At 56.1% G+C, this 17,906-nt stretch carries 12 protein-coding genes; 4 read left to right on the top strand and 8 right to left on the bottom strand.

Features of this window, described 5'->3' with window-relative positions; all coding sequences use genetic code 11:
- Positions 1-3: 3 nt before the first annotated feature.
- Together H5P30_RS21330 and H5P30_RS21325 are read right to left on the bottom strand one after the other, a co-directional pair.
- On the bottom strand, positions 4-1,167 hold the full coding sequence (locus H5P30_RS21330) for a Gfo/Idh/MocA family protein (RefSeq protein ID WP_221774433.1): 1,164 nt from the start codon (positions 1,165-1,167) through the stop codon (positions 4-6).
- A gap of 108 nt (positions 1,168-1,275) precedes the next feature.
- A complete protein-coding gene (locus H5P30_RS21325; RefSeq protein WP_185694944.1) occupies positions 1,276-2,310 on the bottom strand; it encodes a sugar phosphate isomerase/epimerase family protein in 1,035 nt (344 codons plus the stop codon).
- An 83-nt stretch (positions 2,311-2,393) separates the two neighbouring features.
- Between H5P30_RS21325 and H5P30_RS21320 the strand changes: the two genes are divergently transcribed.
- On the top strand, positions 2,394-3,119 hold the full coding sequence (locus H5P30_RS21320; protein ID WP_185694943.1) for a helix-turn-helix domain-containing protein: 726 nt from the start codon (positions 2,394-2,396) through the stop codon (positions 3,117-3,119).
- A gap of 18 nt (positions 3,120-3,137) precedes the next feature.
- Here the strand turns inward: H5P30_RS21320 and H5P30_RS21315 are convergent, their stop codons facing one another.
- The 6 genes from H5P30_RS21315 to H5P30_RS21290 form a co-directional block, all read right to left on the bottom strand.
- Positions 3,138-4,193 carry a ChaN family lipoprotein gene (locus H5P30_RS21315; protein ID WP_185694942.1) on the bottom strand — a complete coding sequence of 352 codons (1,056 nt, stop codon included), beginning with the start codon at positions 4,191-4,193 and terminating at the stop codon, positions 3,138-3,140.
- A 126-nt stretch (positions 4,194-4,319) separates the two neighbouring features.
- Positions 4,320-6,005 (bottom strand): NAD-dependent malic enzyme, encoded by a 1,686-nt coding sequence (locus H5P30_RS21310; protein ID WP_185694941.1) that lies wholly within the window; start codon positions 6,003-6,005, stop codon positions 4,320-4,322.
- A gap of 215 nt (positions 6,006-6,220) precedes the next feature.
- Positions 6,221-7,087: an MYG1 family protein gene (locus H5P30_RS21305; RefSeq protein ID WP_185694940.1), complete on the bottom strand. Its 867-nt coding sequence runs from the start codon at positions 7,085-7,087 to the stop codon at positions 6,221-6,223.
- 39 nt (positions 7,088-7,126) lie between these two features.
- Complete coding sequence (locus H5P30_RS21300) at positions 7,127-7,873, bottom strand: helix-turn-helix transcriptional regulator (RefSeq protein WP_185694939.1); 747 nt, start codon at positions 7,871-7,873, stop codon at positions 7,127-7,129.
- A gap of 373 nt (positions 7,874-8,246) precedes the next feature.
- A complete protein-coding gene (locus H5P30_RS21295; RefSeq protein ID WP_185694938.1) occupies positions 8,247-10,592 on the bottom strand; it encodes a glycoside hydrolase family 31 protein in 2,346 nt (781 codons plus the stop codon).
- Positions 10,593-11,370: 778 nt separating this feature from the next.
- On the bottom strand, positions 11,371-12,198 hold the full coding sequence (locus tag H5P30_RS21290) for a helix-turn-helix domain-containing protein (RefSeq protein WP_185694937.1): 828 nt from the start codon (positions 12,196-12,198) through the stop codon (positions 11,371-11,373).
- An 85-nt stretch (positions 12,199-12,283) separates the two neighbouring features.
- Here H5P30_RS21290 and H5P30_RS21285 point away from each other — a divergent pair, with 85 nt between their 5' ends.
- The 3 genes from H5P30_RS21285 to H5P30_RS21275 all read left to right on the top strand — a co-directional run bounded on the left by H5P30_RS21285 (position 12,284) and on the right by H5P30_RS21275 (position 17,821).
- Positions 12,284-15,154 carry an FAD-dependent oxidoreductase gene (locus H5P30_RS21285; protein WP_185694936.1) on the top strand — a complete coding sequence of 957 codons (2,871 nt, stop codon included), beginning with the start codon at positions 12,284-12,286 and terminating at the stop codon, positions 15,152-15,154.
- Positions 15,155-15,256: 102 nt separating this feature from the next.
- Complete coding sequence (locus H5P30_RS21280; RefSeq protein WP_185694935.1) at positions 15,257-16,564, top strand: Gfo/Idh/MocA family protein; 1,308 nt, start codon at positions 15,257-15,259, stop codon at positions 16,562-16,564.
- A 9-nt stretch (positions 16,565-16,573) separates the two neighbouring features.
- Positions 16,574-17,821, top strand: a complete 1,248-nt coding sequence (locus tag H5P30_RS21275; RefSeq protein WP_185694934.1) for a tagaturonate epimerase family protein — start codon at positions 16,574-16,576, stop codon at positions 17,819-17,821.
- Positions 17,822-17,906: the final 85 nt, after the last annotated feature.

The raw sequence follows: 17,906 nt of genomic DNA, 5'->3' as shown, positions 1-17,906 counted from the left end.
GGATTACAGAGGAAGTTTCGTCCAAGCCGCGTTGTTGGAGGAGCTTTCGACAACTGCTTGAATGAAGGCCATGCCGCGGACCCCATCGGAGACGGTGGGATAATCGCTCGCATAAGGCGGAGCCTCGGTGCCGAGGAGATCGGAAGCGATATCGGCCGCAAAATTACGATAGAGGTTGGCGAAGGCTTCGAGGTATCCCTCGGGGTGGCCCGGCGGGATTCGTGCGTGATCAGTAGATGACGAATCCAAGTAGTCGTTCCCGGTGCGCTGGATTTGCGTGGGCTCGCCCAAGCGGTGTACTAGGAGGGTGTTCGGCTCCATTTGGTGCCACTCAAGTCCTCCTTTTTCACCGTAGACGCGAATGGTGAGGGAATTCTCTTCACCTACCGATACTTGTGAGGCGTAGAGGATGCCTTTGGCGCCACCTGCAAACCGGAGGAGAACCGAGCCGTCATCGTCGAGCATGCGACCGTCGACGAATCGGGTGAGGTCGGCTGCGAGTTCCTCAATCTGCAGTCCTGAAATATATTCGGCAAGGTTCTCTGCGTGGGTGCCAATGTCGCCGATGCATCCAGCGGCGCCAGACTTCTCGGGATCAGTTCGCCAAGAGGCTTGCTTGTTGTTCTCTTTCTCGACGGGAGTGGCGAGCCAACCTTGTGGATACTCGACGACCACTTTGCGGATGGTTCCGAGCTCTCCGTTGCGGACCAAAGCTCTGGCCTGTTTGACCATCGGGTATCCGGTGTAGTTATGGGTCAGACCATATTTTAGACCTGTCTTCTCAACCAGAGCCGCGAGCTCTTGTGCCTCTGCCAAATTCAGAGTTGCCGGTTTGTCGGAGAGAACGTGGAAGCCAGCTTCCAGAGCGGCTTTGGCCACGGGGAAATGGACGTGGTTGGGGGTGACGATGGCGACGAAGTCCATACGCTCTCCTTCCGGGAGCGACTTTTCTGCGGTCATCATGGTTGCGTAGTCGCTGTAGCAGCGGTCCTCTGGGAGGAATAAGTCTTTGCCGGAGGCCTTGGAGCGGTCGGAGTCGGAGGAGAAGGCCCCACAGACGAGTTCAACTTGGCCGTCAATATTTGCGGCGATGCGGTGAACGGCACCGATAAAGGCACCATGGCCACCGCCAACCATACCCATGCGAATTTTGCGTGGTTGTGTCATTGGATTCTAGGAAGAAGTTAAGAGGTTTGGAAGTTCAGAGGTTTAGAGGTTGGGAGGTTTGGAAGTTGGCTGGGGAGGGCGTTTCTTGCTGTCCAGTTGTTGGCAGAGTTACTGGTTGCTCTTATCAAAAGCAGCGTCGAACGCCAGCTTGTTGGGCTCAAAGTCGATCTTTCGGACAAAAGCAGCGGCTTCGGTGCCGCCGTGAACGCGGTCCATACGGCCGTCTTCCCATTCCACGGAAAGGGGGCCAGCGTATTGGATATCGTTCAGTGCCACGATGATGTCTTCGAACTGGACGTCTCCATGACCCAGCGAGCGGAAGTCCCAGTAGCGTCGCGGATCGGTGAATTCGGTATGTCCTCCAAAAACTCCGACAGAGCCGTCGCCATGACCCCACCAGACGTCTTTCATGTGGGCGTGGTAGATGCGGTCGGAGAATTTGCGGATAAACTGAACGTAGTCGACTCCCTGATAGGCGAGGTGACTGGGGTCGTAGTTGAACCCGAAACGTTTGTGCTGATTGACCGCGGCAAGGGCCCGTTCGGAAGAAGCGGTGTCGAAGGCAATTTCAGTCGGGTGGACCTCAAGGGCGAAGTTGACATCGACTTCTTCGAAGACATTGAGGATGGGAAGCCAGCGTTTGGCAAAGTCCTCGTAGCCCTTGTTGAGATATTCCTGCGAAGTCGGGGGGAAGGCGTAGAGAGCGGCCCAGATCGAGGATCCGGTGAAGCCGTTCACGACCGGGTGAATCACCGTCTCGTCCGGTCGTGCATCGAAGAATTTGCGAGCGGCCCGAGCGGTGTCTTTCATCGCTTCCGCAGCCCGTTGGCGGACGCCTTCAGGATCGCCGTCTCCCCAGATCTTGTCGGAGAGAATCGCTTTATGACGGTCGTCGATGGGATCACAGATCGCCTGCCCGACGAGGTGATTGGAAATGGCGTGACAGGTCAGCCCGTGCTCTTGAAGCTTTTTCCACAGATTGGGGATGTAGGACTCATCCTCAAGCGCCTGATCGACGTCGAAGTGGTCGCCCCAGCAGGCGAGTTCGACGCCATCGTATCCCATCTCTTTGACGAGTGGAAATAGTTCATCCTGAGGAAGGTCGGCCCATTGACCGGTGAAGAGGGTAACTGCTCGGCTCATGAAGGTACGTTACCAGAGTGCTCTGGGTTTGACAATGCCCAGACTCTTCCAAAATTGTGCAGAATTCGTCAGTTCAAAGAGTGATGTCCAAACCGTTCAAGAATCCATCCGTCGACTTGGCCGCTTTCGCGGATCGTCCGCTTTGGGATCTCATGGAGGATCTGATGTTTTGGGTGAAGGATGTGCAAGGGCGGTTTGTCTGGTGCAATTTGGCTTTGGCGGAGTCGGCGCGTTTGTCCCGGGAAGAGGTCTTGGGCACTTTGGACAGTGATCTTTATTTCAACGAGCTGGCCATGGTTTACATGGAAGACGATGCTTCGCTGATCCGTGGGGGGCCTCCGATCGTCAACAAGCCTGAGTTGGTCATGGCATCTACCGGAGTTGTCGGTTGGAACATGACCAGCAAGTATCCGATTCTGTCGGCCGAAGGTGAAGTCATTGGGACTTATGGAATGAGTCGACCGGTTGACCATTCGGTCGATCTTCCTGCTGATTATGCAGATTTAGCGGATCTCGTAACTTTCGCTCATCGAGAATTGAAGAATGGAATTTCAGTCGAAGACCTGACGCTTCGCGCGGGGTTGTCCCGCTCCTCTCTGGAGCGCTATCTACGCCGTCATCTGCGAATCACTCCCCGAGAACTTTTGCAACGGATTCGCACGAATCACGCCCGGCACCTTTTGCAGGCCAGCACCCTAAAGATCGGAGAGATCGCGCTTGAATGCGGCTATGAAAGTTTCTCCGCCTTCTCGCGCGCCTTCAAGCAGCGCTTTGGCTCTTCTCCCGGTCAGTTTCGGGAAAGGCGGTGATACCCGAGAGGCTGGATCTCACTCTTGCAGTTCAGTGACTTGAAGGTAATCGGCTTTGGGTTGCTGGAGGAAGCGGAGATCTTCGTGGGTGATGGAGATGTCTCGGGACATGGCAGCCTCCTCCTCGGAGAGCACGAGTTCTCCGCTTTCAGTCATGAGAACGATTCGATCCTTCTTTTCTGGCAGACGGGAGCGAACTCGAGAAACTGTCCCGAGCCCATATTGGATATGGCCCGAACCAGCGATGACCAAAGCCGTCCTGTTCTGGTTTCCCGGTTGGCTGAGGAAGGCTGCGAGCGTGGACGCCATTTTTTCATCCCGGGCCACTTGCGCTTCGAAAATGCGGTCGAGGACGCTTTCATCCATGCTGGCGTGAACCATGAGCAGCATGTTGAGCAGCTGGCGGTATTGTGGATCGTCAAAGTTGAGGGTCTCGGGAAGTTCGTTGCGCTCCTCTTGGGAGAGTGATTCGAGACCTTGGCGACCGATCTTGCGGATGGTCTCGGCACGGGCGTTCAAGGCGAGCACGGGCACATCGTTTTTCTGGGCCAGTTCGAGTAGAGCGCGATAGTCCTCAAAATTACTCCATCGATTGGACCAATTCATGGCCTCTGCGAGTTCGTTGAAGTCGAATTCTCCGTCGTTGAAACGATCGACGAGAGGCTGCTGAAACTGCTCGATGGGTTCCAATGCGAGGACAGCTTGGCCCTTCTTCTTTTCGATCAATCCGGAGAGGATCCGTGTTTGCCAGTAGTGGTGGCGGTCCAGGGTGTGAATCTCTCCGGTGTAGATGATATCGACAGTCGAGAGATCGTTCATGACCTCCAAGAAGCGAACGGGTTCAGCGCGATAGAGGTCGATCCAGAAACTCAGGGGACTGGGTTCTGGAAAGAGCTTTTCCGCAGAGGATTGAGGTGAATCTGCTTCCGTTTCGGAGAGGGCCTTGGATGTGACGGCCCCGAGAGTTAGGCCGACCAGAAGGCTCCCGAGGAAGGAAGCTCGCAAGGTGCGGACTGCGAGGAGCGTTCTGGCGAGGCCGCAGTTTTTTGCCTTGGGTAGAGGAGAAGAGTCCATGGGTTTAATTTGAGACAAAGTCTCAATAATGTCCAGGTCCTTTCACTCATCTCCGGATTCGGCCGGTTCCTCCTCGTCAAACAAGGCGTGAGAGCCGGAGTGCTTGTGGTCCGGCTGCCCGAGGCCTTATTCCTCGCAAAAGTAGTCTCGATACTCGGGCTCGAACATTTGCTCCTGAATAAAGGTCTCCACGTCCTCGGGCTTTGGCACTTGTGCGAGACCGAGATCCCAAGCCTCTTCGGCAACGGCGATGGCGATGTCGAGGGAAACGCGGCGGATTCCTTTGAGGTTGGGATAGACTCGTCCACAGGCGAGGTCGCTGTCCTGAACGGCTTCAGCGAGGGCCTCGGCCGCGGCGAGGAACATCGAATGGGTCACCCGTGTGGAACCGCAGGCCAAAGCTCCGAGACCGACGCCAGGGAAGATATAAACGTTGTTCCCTTGGCCGGGTTCGAAGGTCTGCCCGTCATAGGTCACCGGACTGAAGGGGCTTCCGCTGGCAAAGACAGCTTTTCCTCGGCTCCATTTGTAGGCTTCTTCCGCGGTGCACTCCGCGCTGCTGGTCGGATTGGAGAGGGCGAAGATCACGGGTCGTTCGTTTGACGCGCACATGGCTTCGACGACATCTTGATTGAAGGCGCCTCCCACTCCCGCGACGCCGATGAGGGTCGTTGGTTTGAGGTGTTTGACCGCGCTCAACAGGTCGGGAAGATGTTCTCCCTCGTGGGCAAAGGGTTTCTTGTGGTCGGGGAGCTTGTCGCCGCGATCGCGGACGAGGAGGCCCTTGGAATCGACAAACCAGCATTGGCGCCGGGCGGCTTCCCGATCGATGCCGTGGCTTTCCAGCGCGCTGACAAACAGTTCCGCGATGCCAGTTCCGGCTTCGCCGGCTCCGAGGAAGAGAAGCTTTTCTTTCTCGATCGGGGCGCCAGTCAGGCGGGCCGAGGCAATGATTCCGGCAAGAGCAACAGCGGCCGTTCCCTGGATATCGTCATTGAAGCAGCAAATACGGTCACGATTTTTTTCGAGGAGGTGGAAGGCGTTTGCGTTGCCGAAATCTTCAAACTGAAGAAGACATCCGGGGAAGACCTTTCGGACGGCATTTACGAACTCTTCCATAAAGTCGTTGTAGACATCCCCCCGGGTTCTCTCGTGATTCATCCCGATATACATCGGATCCCCCCGAAGACGCTCACTGTTGGTGCCGACATCGATGGTGATGGGGAGGCAATAATACGGGTGGACTCCAGCGCAGGTGGTGTAGAGGGCAAGTTTTCCAATCGGGATACCCATGCCGAGTGCGCCGAGATCCCCGAGACCGAGGATGCGTTCGCCGTCGGTCACCACGATCAGTCGCACACCGCGCCGGGGCCAGTTGCGGAGGACGGATTCGATTTTCCCTTTGTCTTCGATGGTGATCCAAAGACCGCGGGGGCTTCGGAAAATCCCGCTGTATTCGAGGCAGGCTTCTCCGACCGTCGGCGTGTAAATGATTGGCATCATTTCCTCGAGATGGTCGAGGAGCAGACGGTAGAAGAGAGTCTCGTTGCGGTGCTGCAGTGAAACGAGGAAGATATATTTTTCCAGTGGGCTTGTTTTGCCCCGGAACTGGGCCAAGGAACGCTCCAGCTGTTCCTCCATGGAAAAGATGCGCGGGGGAAGGAGCCCGCGGAGTCCGAGGGCATCCTGCTCGGCTTTGGTGAACGAGGTGCCTTTGTTCAATAACGGCTGGTCCATCAGCGCCGGCCCGGAGGGCAGATCGTAGAGGCCGATGGGAGAGAGGGTCTTGGATGTGTTGCCCAGATTCTTCATGTTGCTGCTTCTAAGGAAATAAAACTCCGACCCGAGTCGCAATTGCTTCCTGCCCCAGGCCCAAAGCTATAGGGGAGAGAATCAGGGCATGGTCTTCAACCTAATTTCCGTATTTGCGCGAAAAGTTCACACATCCTGCGGAGACGGGGACCTATTCCCACCGATCGCTCCTATTCCCGATCGGCGAGGCTTGGTCCCGCGCCTTTCGTTTCGGATCAGGAGATCCAGGCTGCGGAGACAAGCTCCTTTAGGCGTTCTACAGAATCGGCTGAACTCTTGGCGATGAATCCACGAGCATGCGCGAAGTGCACGTCGGGCTCGCTTTCGATTTGAGTGAAATCGAGTCGGGGGTCGTCACTGAATCGGCGCAGACCGTAACCAGTGCCACGGCTATCCGGATAGATCATGGCCAGGACCTCGTTTTCGAGACCTTGCTGCTGGACGTAGCGGAAAAGCCCGACGGCTGGATCATCCGGCAGAGGATCGGTGCGGGGCATGAAGAGGGCCTTGAAGGATTCCTCGCTCCCTTCGATGGTCCAAAATTCCGCGTGCTGATCGACGAAGGTCAAGCGGGTGCGAAGGCCGGAGATGTATTCGATCATGTCCTGGCCGATCATGCGCATCAATTCCCAGATGGGCTCTCCGGGTTGGTGTTCGGTGCAACTGGCGAAGCGACGAAGGATTCCGGAATCAACTGGGGAGTTTAGCTTGGCGAGGGTGTCCCGGTCTGTGCCGAGCCACTCGGCGGTATCCTTGAGGCCGCGACAATCGAACCATTCAACGACTTCGAGCCAGTCGCAGAATTTCTGGGCATCCTCGTAGAGGTCCAGTTTTTGGAGGACGAGAGAAAGGGCGCACGTCGGGACGTGATCTCGTGGAAACTGGTGGTGATCGAAATTGCAGAGCTCAGGGTCATGTTGGTGCCCGATGTCGACGACGGCGATCGTAGGATCGGCGAGATTCTCTGGAGTTGGATCCCTGCGGGAAATGGGGACCGGATTCTCAGCGAGGAGCGCGGCGCAGGCGAGGAACTCATCTTTGTGAGCACCACCCGGGTGCGTGACAATGGCTCGAATAGACATAGCGTTTAGTGCGTCGGTCTCGCGGGGCGATGGCAAGTGCTATTCTTTCTGCAATGGCAACTCGCGTCCGGCCCGCAGGTCGCGGGGGGTGCACTGGAAATGGTTCTTGAAGGCGCGGGAGAAAGCGCTCTGATCCTGAAATCCGCATTGCTCGGCAATGTGGGCGAGGGGAAGCGTCGTCTCGGTTAGAAGCTGCATGGCCCGTTGGTAGCGGAGTTGGTCGAAGACCTCCTTCGGCGAAGCTTGTAGGGTTTTGTGAAACAAGCGGCGCAGGTTGGCGGGTGAGCTGTGGCAGGCGCGAGCGATTTCGGGGAGACCGGGGTTGGTCTGCATGTTTTCGTTGTAGAGGGAGAGCGCGCTCTGGACCTGATCCCGGATGCGGTTCTCCGGTTCCTCGGGATGCTGGATCGTCAGGGACTCGTAGGCCAAGTGACTGATCTGGAGCAGGGCGTGTTCGTAGCAGAGAAGCATGCCCGGAGCCGGTTTCCTCCAGTAGCGGTCTACTCCCCTGGCCAGTTCTTCCATCTGGACGCATTCTGCGGCGGACAAATGAATCGCCGTGCAGGGAGACTTTCCGAGTCGCAAGCGGAGAGTTTCGGGAATCAGCCGGAAGTGGAAAACGACGATCACCGCTTCTTCGCCGGGAATTCCCGTCCAACCGTGGGAGGATCCAGGGGGAGAGACCCAGAGAGTTCGAGCCTTGGTTTCCGTAGCTGGTCCGGATGCCGGCACCCAGGCGATGCGCCCGTGGACCACCGCCTGAAACTCCCAGAAACGGCGCTTCATTGAATGCGTCGGTTCTTCAAAGTAACGGCGCTTTCCATGGCTGAAGTACGCAAGCATTTGCCTAGATTCTGGACCTGATTGATTTTGTCAAATGTTGCTGTGCAAACGGACGAGAGCTGGAAGTTCTCGCTACTTTGGTTGGGCTAGACTCGATGTCGGGTTTGCTCTGAGCAGGCAATCCCGTTCCCGACCGACTTTAGTCGCTCGGTCGAATCGGCTTCCGATCATGAGCAATGCGGGGTGGTGCCGATTCGGCGAGGTTGCAGCCTCGTTCGACGGCTCGTTTTTCGCCGTGAATCGCATGTCCAAAGCACGCGAGGACGAAATGGCACCCGCAGGAGGAATCAAACCATGCGAAAACGGTGGATGGCCCCTATGCCCAGGTCTTCCAAGAACCCGCGGTCAAGGGAACGCCTTGCGGATCGGCGGGATTCAGCTCTTTTCCGTTGAGGGTGACCGATTCGATGGAGGACTCAGTGGTGAAGGTGAAGTCGCCTTCTCCGTATCCGGTCTTCGGATAATGGACCGTGAAGGTCAGGGAGGAGTCTTGGCGGGTCGCTTTCACCAGTGCGATCGAGCGTTTGCCCTTTTGGTAGGCGAAGCTGTGGCCATCGTCGAAAACGTAGCGGGTCTCGGCTTCGCCATCTTCGGAGAGGAATATCTGGAAGTCGGCTTTCTCGGCGTAGAAACCGGATTCCGCAAGCCCGATCCGGGCCAAGGGGAGGATGCATCTGTCGTGAACGTAGATCGGCGTGTCCTCCAGAGTCGCCTGAACGGTTTGCTTTTGATTGCCGGAGATCCACTCGCCAGCGGTGCAGTCGAACCAGAATCGTTCTCCGGGAAGAATCACATCGCGTTCCGTTTGGCCTTCTTCAACGAAGGGGGCTTGGAGGATTGAGTCGCCGACGAGGAATTGGTCCTGCACTTTCTCCAAGGGCAGTTCGGGGGTGCTGGCGAAATTGTAGAAAAGCGGGCGGAGGATGGCTTCACCCAATTCTTCCTGGGCGGCGAAGAGTTGATACAGGTAGGGGCGGAGCCGATACCGGAGGCGGATGTAGCGCCGGGTTACTTCCAAGGTCTCCTCGTCGAAGGCCCATGGCTCTTGCGATCGGTTCCCCTTCATGCAGTGATTGCGGAAGATCGGGAAGAGGAATCCGGCTTTGAACCAGTCGCGGATCAGTTCCGGCCAAGTGTCTCCTCCGAAGCCAGCGGCGTCGGGACCGTTGAAGGGGATTCCGGAGAGAGCCAGGTTTAGCGTCGTCGGGATGCTGGATTTCAGGTGGTGGTAATTGCTGAAATTGTCTCCGGTCCAGATTGCCGTGTAGCGTCCGGATCCGGTGAAGCCGGAGCGGGAAAGGAGGAAGGGGCGTTGGTCGGGAAAGGCTTTGAGAAACCCTTCGCGGCTGGCCCGGGCCATCCCCAAGGCGTATTGGTTGTGGAAGCTGCTGTGGGATTTTGTCCCCTTGTTGAAAAGCATGTGCGCGTTCTCGACCGCTCCCGTGGCCGGGTCGTTCATGTCGAGCCAGGCCCCGTGGACTCCTTTCGCGACAAAGTTGGCCACTTCATTGGCCCACCAGTCACAACCTTCCGGGATGGAGAAATCGGGGAAGGCAGTCTGACCCGGCCAAACGAGCCCGATGTATTCAAGGCCCTGAGGGTTGAGGCAGAAGGCTCCGTGCTCGCGACCGCGTTGGTACACGCCGTAGTCCGGATCTCTCTTTACACCAGGGTCGATGATCGGGACAACCTTTCGTCCTCGACGATCCAAGGTTTTCAGAGTCTCCGCGAAATTGGAAAAATTGTCGGGCTCGGTGGTGAAGACGCGATAGCCCCGCATGTATTCGATGTCGAGCCAGAGGCCATCTACGGGAATCTCATGCTCGCTAAACTTGCGGTCGAGTTCCATGAGGTCGGCTTCCGACTCGTAGCCCCAGCGGCACTGTTGATATCCAAGAGACCAAGCGGGAGGCAGGGGAGTCGTTCCCATGAGTTTCTGGACCTTACGGGTCAGTTCGGGAAGGGACGGACCCAGAATCAAGATGAGGTTGGGCTGTCCTTCTTCCGATCCCAGATAAAACCGTTCGGATTCTCCTTTTACCTCCATTTGTCCGGCCACGGACTCCGTCGACTTTGTGGAAATGAAGCTGCTGAACGGATTGTCGAGAAGAAGACCGATGTACTGGCTGCCGCGTTTTACGATGAGGTAGGGGATGGAAAGGTAGGCCGGGTCTACGGGCGGGTTCCCATCCACAAATGAATTCGGATGAAAATCAGCCCAGACATCGGTGTTCCAAAATTTCACTTTCTTCCCGGTGTGCTCGAGGCTGCTCCACTTTTCTCCCATGCCGTAGTAGCAGTCGCTGTCCTCGCGGAGAAACTCGAACATCGAGGCCTCACCGCATTGTCCAAAGAATCGGCCTGCTCCCGAGCTGAGAAGATTCTGTCCTCCAACGGTTTCCAGAGAGAGCTGGCCGTGCCGAGTCAGGGTGATCCTGGCGGTTTCGCTTTCCAATCCCTCCACGGCAGTCGGAAGCTGAAGATCCGACTGCGACTCCTGGGTTTCCCAACCCGCTCCGGTCACTTTGATTTGGAAAACATCGTCCTCAAAGGCCTTCAGTTGGAGCTCATAGGGCCCTTGCGAGGTCTCGATGGAGCGGCCTTCGTCGACTTTGGAAATAAATTCAAAGTTGTACGGAAACGGATACTTGTGGAAATGCATGGATTGGGTTCTTGAGAGGGTCCGGCATGCTTGCGGCTCCGAGCAGGCTGGAGACGCAGGTGCATGCATTTTCCTATTCAATGGCCACAGGAGAGAGGCAGGTCGAGAATTTATCCTGGATTCTCAGATTCCTTGAAAGTGAGGCCCGAATGAACCCTGGATGGGATTGATAAAATGGGACTCGATGAAGGGAGGGTGAAGAGCCTGGTTCATTCCTGAAGAAGGATGGAGATGATTGGTGTCGATGGATGTGCAGCGGCGGCGCTTTTTATCCCGTACCACAGGCTGCCAGCCTGTGCTGCGGATCGAGAGCTGGAAGTTCTCGCTACTTTGGTTTCCCGTTCTCGAATGGCTTAAGCCGTGCGATTTCTACGCGAAGGCAAAGCCTGCGTTAACCCCCGTTGTCAGTGGTAGAAGGCGCTTTTGATCCCGTACCACAGGCTGCCAGCCTGTGCTGCGGATCGAGAGCTGGAAGCTCTCGCTACTTTGGTTCCCCGTTCTCGAATGGCTTGAGCCGTGCGATTTCTACGCGAAGGCAAAGCCTCCGTTCACCCCCCGTTGTCAGAGATAGAAGGCGCATATTTTCCCGTACCACAGGCTGCCAGCCTGTGCAACGGATCGAGAGCTGGAAGCTCTCGCTACTTTGGTTTCCCGTTTTCGAATGGCTTGAGCTGTGCGATTTCTACGCGAAGGCAAAGCCTGCGTTCGCCCCCGTTGACTTCGATCTTCCTCGTGGTGAGCATTACCTTGCATGCATGCTTCCCTTCGAGTTGAGAACCTAGACCGTTTGTTGTTCTCGCCACTTTCTGGGGGAAGATCCGGTTTTGTTTCGAAACCATTTCGTAAAATGGGAGGCATCGTAGAAGCCCAACCGGGCGGCGATCTCCTTTACGGAGAGCTTGCGCTGGAGAATATCATCCTCGGCGCTCTTGAGGCATTGGGCCTCGCGCCATTGTTGGGGAGTGAGGCCTAGATTCGCCTTAAAGATTCGGATGAGCTGGGCTTTCGAAAGACCAACTTCAGAAGATAATTGGGCGTAGTCGAGAGGAGCGATTGAGGCAGGGCCTCCGATCGCCCTGAGAATAGCAAAGATTCTTGCATCTGTTTTCGAGAGAGGAATGTTCTCGGATTCCTCTCGTAATCGATGCCAATGGCTCAGCCATTCGAATAGAGCGGCTTTTCGTTTGCACGCATCTGAATGTTTGGAGGGCGATGATTTGAGTTTTGAGGATTGTTGGTCCTCAATGAGCTTTTCGGACGCTTCAAGCAGTGCTTTACTCGCGCTCCCATCATAGACGCGTGGTTCTCGGAGGGGCGGAATGAAGGGGATGCCTTGCCAATCGACCCGGAAACGAATCGAAAGGAGTTTGGCATCCGGGGAGAAGTCATGACTGCGGGTGGTCAGGGGATCGATGATCACCCAGTCGCCCGTGCTCGCCCGGATGATCCGGTCCTGACTGCGCACCGAAACATGGCCTTTGCGTAAAAACCAGGTGACGTAAGCCGTTCCGGTATGATTTCTCTGAAGAAGGTACGGTTCTGGCACTCGATCGTCGTAGGTCATCCCAATCGAGTATTGGGGTTCTGCGCTTCCTAGTTGGGCCATGATGCGCAAAATATACCAGAAAATGTCTTGATTGTATAGGCCTCCTTGATTGGCTCTCCGCGGTAAATTCGTTCCAATAGGGATCATGATTCAAGTCCCCTCTCTTCCTGCTTCAGAAATTCCCGTTGTCGCGGACGTGGATGTGTTAATTGTCGGTGGTACGTCTCAGGCCGTTGCGTTTGCATTGAAGCTGAAAAGTGAAGGGCAGAGCGTCTTTCTGCTGGCGCCGCGCTCTTATCTGGGAGAGGACATTTGTGGAGCCTATCGTTTTTGGCCGGAAGGTCCCCGGGAAGACCCTTTGGCAAAAGAAGTGTTTGGAGAGGGCCCAACGCCTCCGACCCCGATGCACGTGAAACTGACTCTCGAGCAGAGTCTGGTTAACAAAAAAATACCATTTCTGCTCAACAGTTACTCTGCGGGAGTTCTTTGGAGTGAGAGCGGACGCGTCGCCGGAGCTGTCATCGCGAATCGCTCGGGGCACCAAGCTGTGCGCGCGAATGTTGTCGTCGATGCGACCATGGAAGCGATGCTGCTTCGCCAAGCGGGTTGTGACGCGGTGTGGAAGCCGCAAGGGAAGGACAGGATTGATTTCGTAACTCTTTGCGAAGGGGAAGGAGAGGCGGCCGCGAGTGAGCGATTGCTGGAAGAGCTTCCGGGCTATGCAGATTCCGATTTTCAGATTTCTGCACGACGTTATGAAGTGGAGGTCGATTATGGGGATGGCTCCCCGGAGGCCTGTGGACGTGCGCTGAGCGAGGTTGTCGAACGTTGCTGGGTGCAGTCGGAGTATCGTCATCAAACCCTTTTGACGCCTCGCCATAGCAAGCCGGAAACCTTTCCGGTCCTGCGGGATCTCTGGGTCGAAGAGGGGCTGCTGAGCCTTTCGGAGTCGGGCCAGGTTTCGCAGGGGAAGGAAAGTGTCTTTGCGAATCCTTTGACGGGAATGGCGGTTGCCGCGGATCTAGCGAAAGAGCTGTCTCAGTTAAGGGTGGAGCCGGTGGGCGACGAGAGGATCGTGGCTTCTTGTGCCGGAAGCAAACCGTTGGAGAGGGGTGTGGTTTCGACTCTTCGGGATGCACTGCGCCCGGGAGCCTCGGCGAAGGATACGGTTGCTTGGAATCCGGAGGAGCTTCCGGTTCTGGGCAAGTTTGATGTCGTCGTTGCCGGAGGAGGCACCGGAGGGGCGCCTGCAGCGATTGCGGCTGGGCGGGCTGGAGCTTCGACGCTGGTGATTGAGGCAACTTCGGGCCTGGGAGGGGTCGGCACGATGGGTCAGATCTCTCGCTACTGGTGTGGGAACCGGGTCGGGTTTACTTCGGAAATTGACCGGGGAGTGAAAAATCTGGAATGGAAGGAAGAGCTTCAGCAGGACCCAGAGGGATGGTCGGTCGCGGCCAAATGTTCGTGGTATCATCGGAATGGTGTCGAGGCAGGATGTATCTATTGGTTTAATACGGCTTGCGTTGGGACGATTGTCGATGGGGACCGAGTGGTCGGACTGATTGTAGCCGGACCTTATGGTTATGGAGTGGTTTCGGTCGGTTGTGTTGTCGATTCAACCGGATGCTCTGATATCCCGGCCGCGGCGGGTGCGCCTACGGCTGTGATCGGCAAGGAGCATGTTGCGGTCCAGGGCACGGGCTTGGCCGGAGTTCGTCCCGGAAGGGATTATCACAATTCGGATCACAGTTTTTCAGATGACACGGATGTGGTCGATGCCACTTCATTCTTTGTGAGTTCGAAGCTGAAGTTCCGTGGCGACTTTGATTGCGGTGAATTGGTGGACTCCCGGGAGCGGAGACAGATCATTGGTGATTTCCGCATGACTCCGGTGGATGTTCTTTTTGGGCGCCGTTTCCCGGATACCGTTTGTGTCGCTACCTCCAATTTTGACTCTCACGGCTTCACGGTAGATCCGGTTTTTATGATCATTCCTCCGGACAAAAAGGAAGCCCTTTGGGCGGATATTCCCTTGGGGTGTATGTTGCCGAAAGGATTGGACGGAGTTTTGGTGACGGGGCTGGGAATGAGTGCCCATCGCGACACTCTCCCTGTCATCCGGATGCAGGCCGATGTGCAAAATCAAGGATACGCTGCCGGGCAGATTGCGGCTCGTTCGGCGATGGAAGGGGTGCCGGTTCGCGAGGTGGATTTAAAAGATGTGCAGAAGCATTTGATCGACATCGGAAATCTTCCCGAGCGGGTCCTTGCGGATGAGGATAATTTCCCCGTCACCGATGCGGTTTTGGAAAAAGCGGTGAATGAGGATTGGGACAACCTCGCCGGCGTATCGTTGATGCTCCATGAGGGCGAGCGCAGTTTGCCTTTTGTCCGGGATGCTTATCGCTCGGTTCAAACGAACGATTCGTCCCGTTCTCTTCGTTATGCGCAAATCTTGGCGATGCTGGGAGATGACAGCGGAGAACGGGAGCTTACCGAGGAAATCTCAAAACGGGACTGGGATGCCGGATGGCAGTTTCAAGGAATGCATCAATTCGGAATGAATATGTCCGAGCTGGACTCCCTTTTGGTCTGTCTGGGGAGTGTCGGGGGTGAAGATGCCTGGGATTGTCTGCTGGAGAAGATCGAAACTCTTCCTGAAGACGCCGAGTTTTCTCACATTCGTGCTCTGGCCATGGCTTGCGAGTCCCTCTATCCCAGGCACCCGAATTCGAAAGCATCTTCGGCTCTGGCCGAGGTGCTGGAGCGTCCCAATTATCGAGGCTATGCTCACAAGGATCAGCAGTCGGCTCAGGATGCGTTAAGCGAAGACATCAATGAAAACCAAGTGAGAAACTTGGCGCTACGGGAGCTGCACCTTGCCCGGGCTGTTTATCGTTGTGGCGATCTTGGAGGGCTCGGAAAAGAGATCTTGGAGGAATATCGGGGAGACTTTCGCGGGCACTTCGCCCGTCACGCGTCGGCGGTTCTGGCATCGGATAGGGTGCTGAGTTAGAGAGGGGAGGCCTCAATCGGGGCGGGTTCTTGATTGAAAATGTCAAAAACCTGAGCGGAGGAGACATAGACGGGGATTCCGAATCCCGGCATAATGATCTCTATGAACGAAACTCCCCGCAAACGATTTGCCATTGTTGGCCTAGGTGGCCGCTCCAGCCTCTTTTCTGAAGCACTTCTCAAAGACTATAAGGATACCTCCGAGCTGGTCGCGCTCTGCGATACCAACCAGACCCGGATGGATTTTCACAATGCCTCCTTCGCGAAGAAGTATGAGGCAGGTCCTTTTCCGACTTATGCGGCAGCGGACTTTGATCGCATGGTTGCTGAGAAAAAGCCCGACGTCGTCATCGTGACGACGATGGACCGCACTCACCACAAGTATATCATCCGTGCGATGGAGCTCGGATGCGATGCGATCTCCGAGAAGCCAATGACCACGGACGAGAACAAGTGTCAGGAGATTCTCGACGCAGTGGAACGCACGGGCCAGAAATTGAAGGTGACCTTCAATTATCGGTACGCTCCCTCACGCACCAAGGTGAAGGAGCTGATCTCCAACGGGACGATCGGTGACATCACTTCCGTTCACTTTGAATGGCTTCTCGATACGAAACACGGTGCAGACTATTTCCGTCGCTGGCACCGTGATAAACTCAATTCCGGTGGACTCATGGTCCACAAATCGACTCACCACTTCGATTTGGTAAACTGGTGGCTCGGTTCTTCTCCCGAAACCGTTTACGGGATGGGGAAACTCGCCTTCTATGGGAAGGAGAACGCCGAAAAACGCGGCGTGGAGAAGTTTTACTACCGCGGGACCAACGACCCGAACGCGAAAGACGATCCTTTCGCGCTGGACCTGAATTCGGACGAAACGCTGAAGGGCCTATATTTGAACGCCGAGAAGGAAGACGGTTACCTCCGGGACCAGTCGGTGTTCAGCAGCGGGATCAACATCGAGGATACGATGAATGTTCTCGTTCGTTATAAGAGCGGGACCCAGATGTCCTATTCGCTCACAGCCTATTCCCCATGGGAGGGGCTGCGGATTGCCTTCAACGGAACAAAGGGCCGAATCGAGTTGGAGGAAGTCGAAAAGTCGTACGTGAACACCGGCGGAGGAACAAGCGGAGAAGGCGAGGCCTCGAGCCGGACCCTGTTGGTGCGCCCACTCTGGGAGAAACCGTATGAGGTGGAGTTGGAAGAAGGCGAAGGCTCCCACGGAGGAGGCGACGTCGTCATGCTCCGCGACATCTTTGGCGATGGGAAGCAGGAGGACCCATTCCGTCGGGCTGCGAGTCACGTCGATGGCGCGCAATCCATCCTCACCGGAATTGCCGCGAACAAGTCTTTCGCGACCGGCCTCCCGATTACCGTTGCCGACCTCCTCAAAATCCCTTCTGAGTAAAGAAACCCTATGAAAACGATTGAACCCTACACTTTTGGAATGGGTGACCGCTTCGGTCACCAAGGCGAAGCCCAGTTGAAAGCCGTTCTCCAGGCTCGCGAGTCTGGAATCGAAGTCTTTCCGACCTGGAACAAATCCTACCGGGAGCACAGTATTGTCGGAACCGAACCGCAGAGTCTGCGGGACGAGGCCGATGCCGCGGTGAAGGCCCTGAAGTGGGAGGAGAGCTACTATGTCGACGCTGACCACATCCGCATGGAGACTGTAGGGGACTTCCTGGCGGGCAGTAACTTCTTTACCTTGGACGTTGCGGACTATGTCGGGGAGACCCCCGATGAGGCCAAACTTGAGAAATGGCTCGATTCTCTCGATCCCTATTACGGCACGTTGTCCATCGAAGGCTTGAAGGAACCGCTTTTGCTCAGCAGGGAAGCTGCCAGTGAAGCCGGGAAACAATACTTCTCGGCGATTGCCAAGGCTGGCGAACTCTACCGCCACATTGAGTCCCAAAAGTCGGACTCTCCCTTCGTCACGGAAGTGTCGATTGATGAGACGGACCAACCGCAGGGCCCTGCCGATATCTTCTACCTTCTCTCCATGATGGCCGGGGAAAAGATTCCGGTGCAAACCGTGGCGCCCAAATTCACGGGCCGTTTCAACAAGGGAGTCGATTATGTTGGCGACCTGGCTCAGTTCGAAACCGAATTTCATGCCGATCTTTGCATCATCGCTTTTGCCGTGAGGACCTTCGGTCTTCCCGAAACCCTCAAGATCAGTGTTCACTCCGGTAGTGATAAGTTCTCCCTTTATCCAATCATCAACCGGCTCATCAAAAAGCACGGTGCAGGCCTTCACGTGAAGACTGCTGGAACCACCTGGTTGGAAGAAGTGATCGGTCTCGCACGCGCTGGTGGCGAAGGCTTGGCCATTGCCAAAGAGATCTATGCGGGTGGGATTGAGAACTTTGAAGCGCTCACGGCTCCGTACAGTACCGTCATCGACATCGACACCGCAAAACTCCCGTCGGTGGACGAAGTCAACGGCTGGACCTCTGAGCAATTCGTAGCCGCACTTGAGCACGATCTCTCGAATTCCGACTACAACCTGCACCTGCGCCAATTGATTCACGTAGCCTTTAAAGTCGCTGCGAAAATGGGCGATCGCTATACGGATGCTCTTAAGGCCAATGCGGAAGTCATCGGTGCCGGCGTGACGAAGAATCTCTTCGAACGCCACATGGTGCCGATCTTGGGATAGGGGTAGTCGTTCCCCTATCACGGTGTTATCAGGAATCGGAACCCACCAAAGAGCAATGGTGCCCCTCAATAAGGGGTCCGGGGGA

Origin of the sequence: Puniceicoccus vermicola (genome assembly GCF_014230055.1) — a bacterium.
Classification (GTDB): Bacteria; Verrucomicrobiota; Verrucomicrobiia; order Opitutales; family Puniceicoccaceae; genus Puniceicoccus; species Puniceicoccus vermicola.
The sequence above is the reverse complement of the archived record's forward strand: the minus strand, read 5'-3'. Positions and strand labels throughout refer to the sequence as shown.

Excerpts from the sequence above, each read along its gene's own strand:
- H5P30_RS21285 (WP_185694936.1), top strand. The coding sequence starts at position 12,284 with ATGATTCAAGTCCCCTCTCTTCCTGCTTCAGAAATTCCCGTTGTCGCG.
- H5P30_RS21275 (WP_185694934.1), top strand. The coding sequence starts at position 16,574 with ATGAAAACGATTGAACCCTACACTTTTGGAATGGGTGACCGCTTCGGT.
- H5P30_RS21310 (WP_185694941.1), bottom strand. The coding sequence starts at position 6,005 with ATGAAGAATCTGGGCAACACATCCAAGACCCTCTCTCCCATCGGCCTC.
- H5P30_RS21295 (WP_185694938.1), bottom strand. The coding sequence starts at position 10,592 with ATGCATTTCCACAAGTATCCGTTTCCGTACAACTTTGAATTTATTTCC.
- H5P30_RS21290 (WP_185694937.1), bottom strand. The coding sequence starts at position 12,198 with ATGGCCCAACTAGGAAGCGCAGAACCCCAATACTCGATTGGGATGACC.
- H5P30_RS21305 (WP_185694940.1), bottom strand. The coding sequence starts at position 7,087 with ATGTCTATTCGAGCCATTGTCACGCACCCGGGTGGTGCTCACAAAGAT.
- H5P30_RS21280 (WP_185694935.1), top strand. The coding sequence starts at position 15,257 with ATGAACGAAACTCCCCGCAAACGATTTGCCATTGTTGGCCTAGGTGGC.
- H5P30_RS21300 (WP_185694939.1), bottom strand. The coding sequence starts at position 7,873 with ATGAAGCGCCGTTTCTGGGAGTTTCAGGCGGTGGTCCACGGGCGCATC.
- H5P30_RS21330 (WP_221774433.1), bottom strand. The coding sequence starts at position 1,167 with ATGACACAACCACGCAAAATTCGCATGGGTATGGTTGGCGGTGGCCAT.
- H5P30_RS21315 (WP_185694942.1), bottom strand. The coding sequence starts at position 4,193 with ATGGACTCTTCTCCTCTACCCAAGGCAAAAAACTGCGGCCTCGCCAGA.
- H5P30_RS21320 (WP_185694943.1), top strand. The coding sequence starts at position 2,394 with ATGTCCAAACCGTTCAAGAATCCATCCGTCGACTTGGCCGCTTTCGCG.
- H5P30_RS21325 (WP_185694944.1), bottom strand. The coding sequence starts at position 2,310 with ATGAGCCGAGCAGTTACCCTCTTCACCGGTCAATGGGCCGACCTTCCT.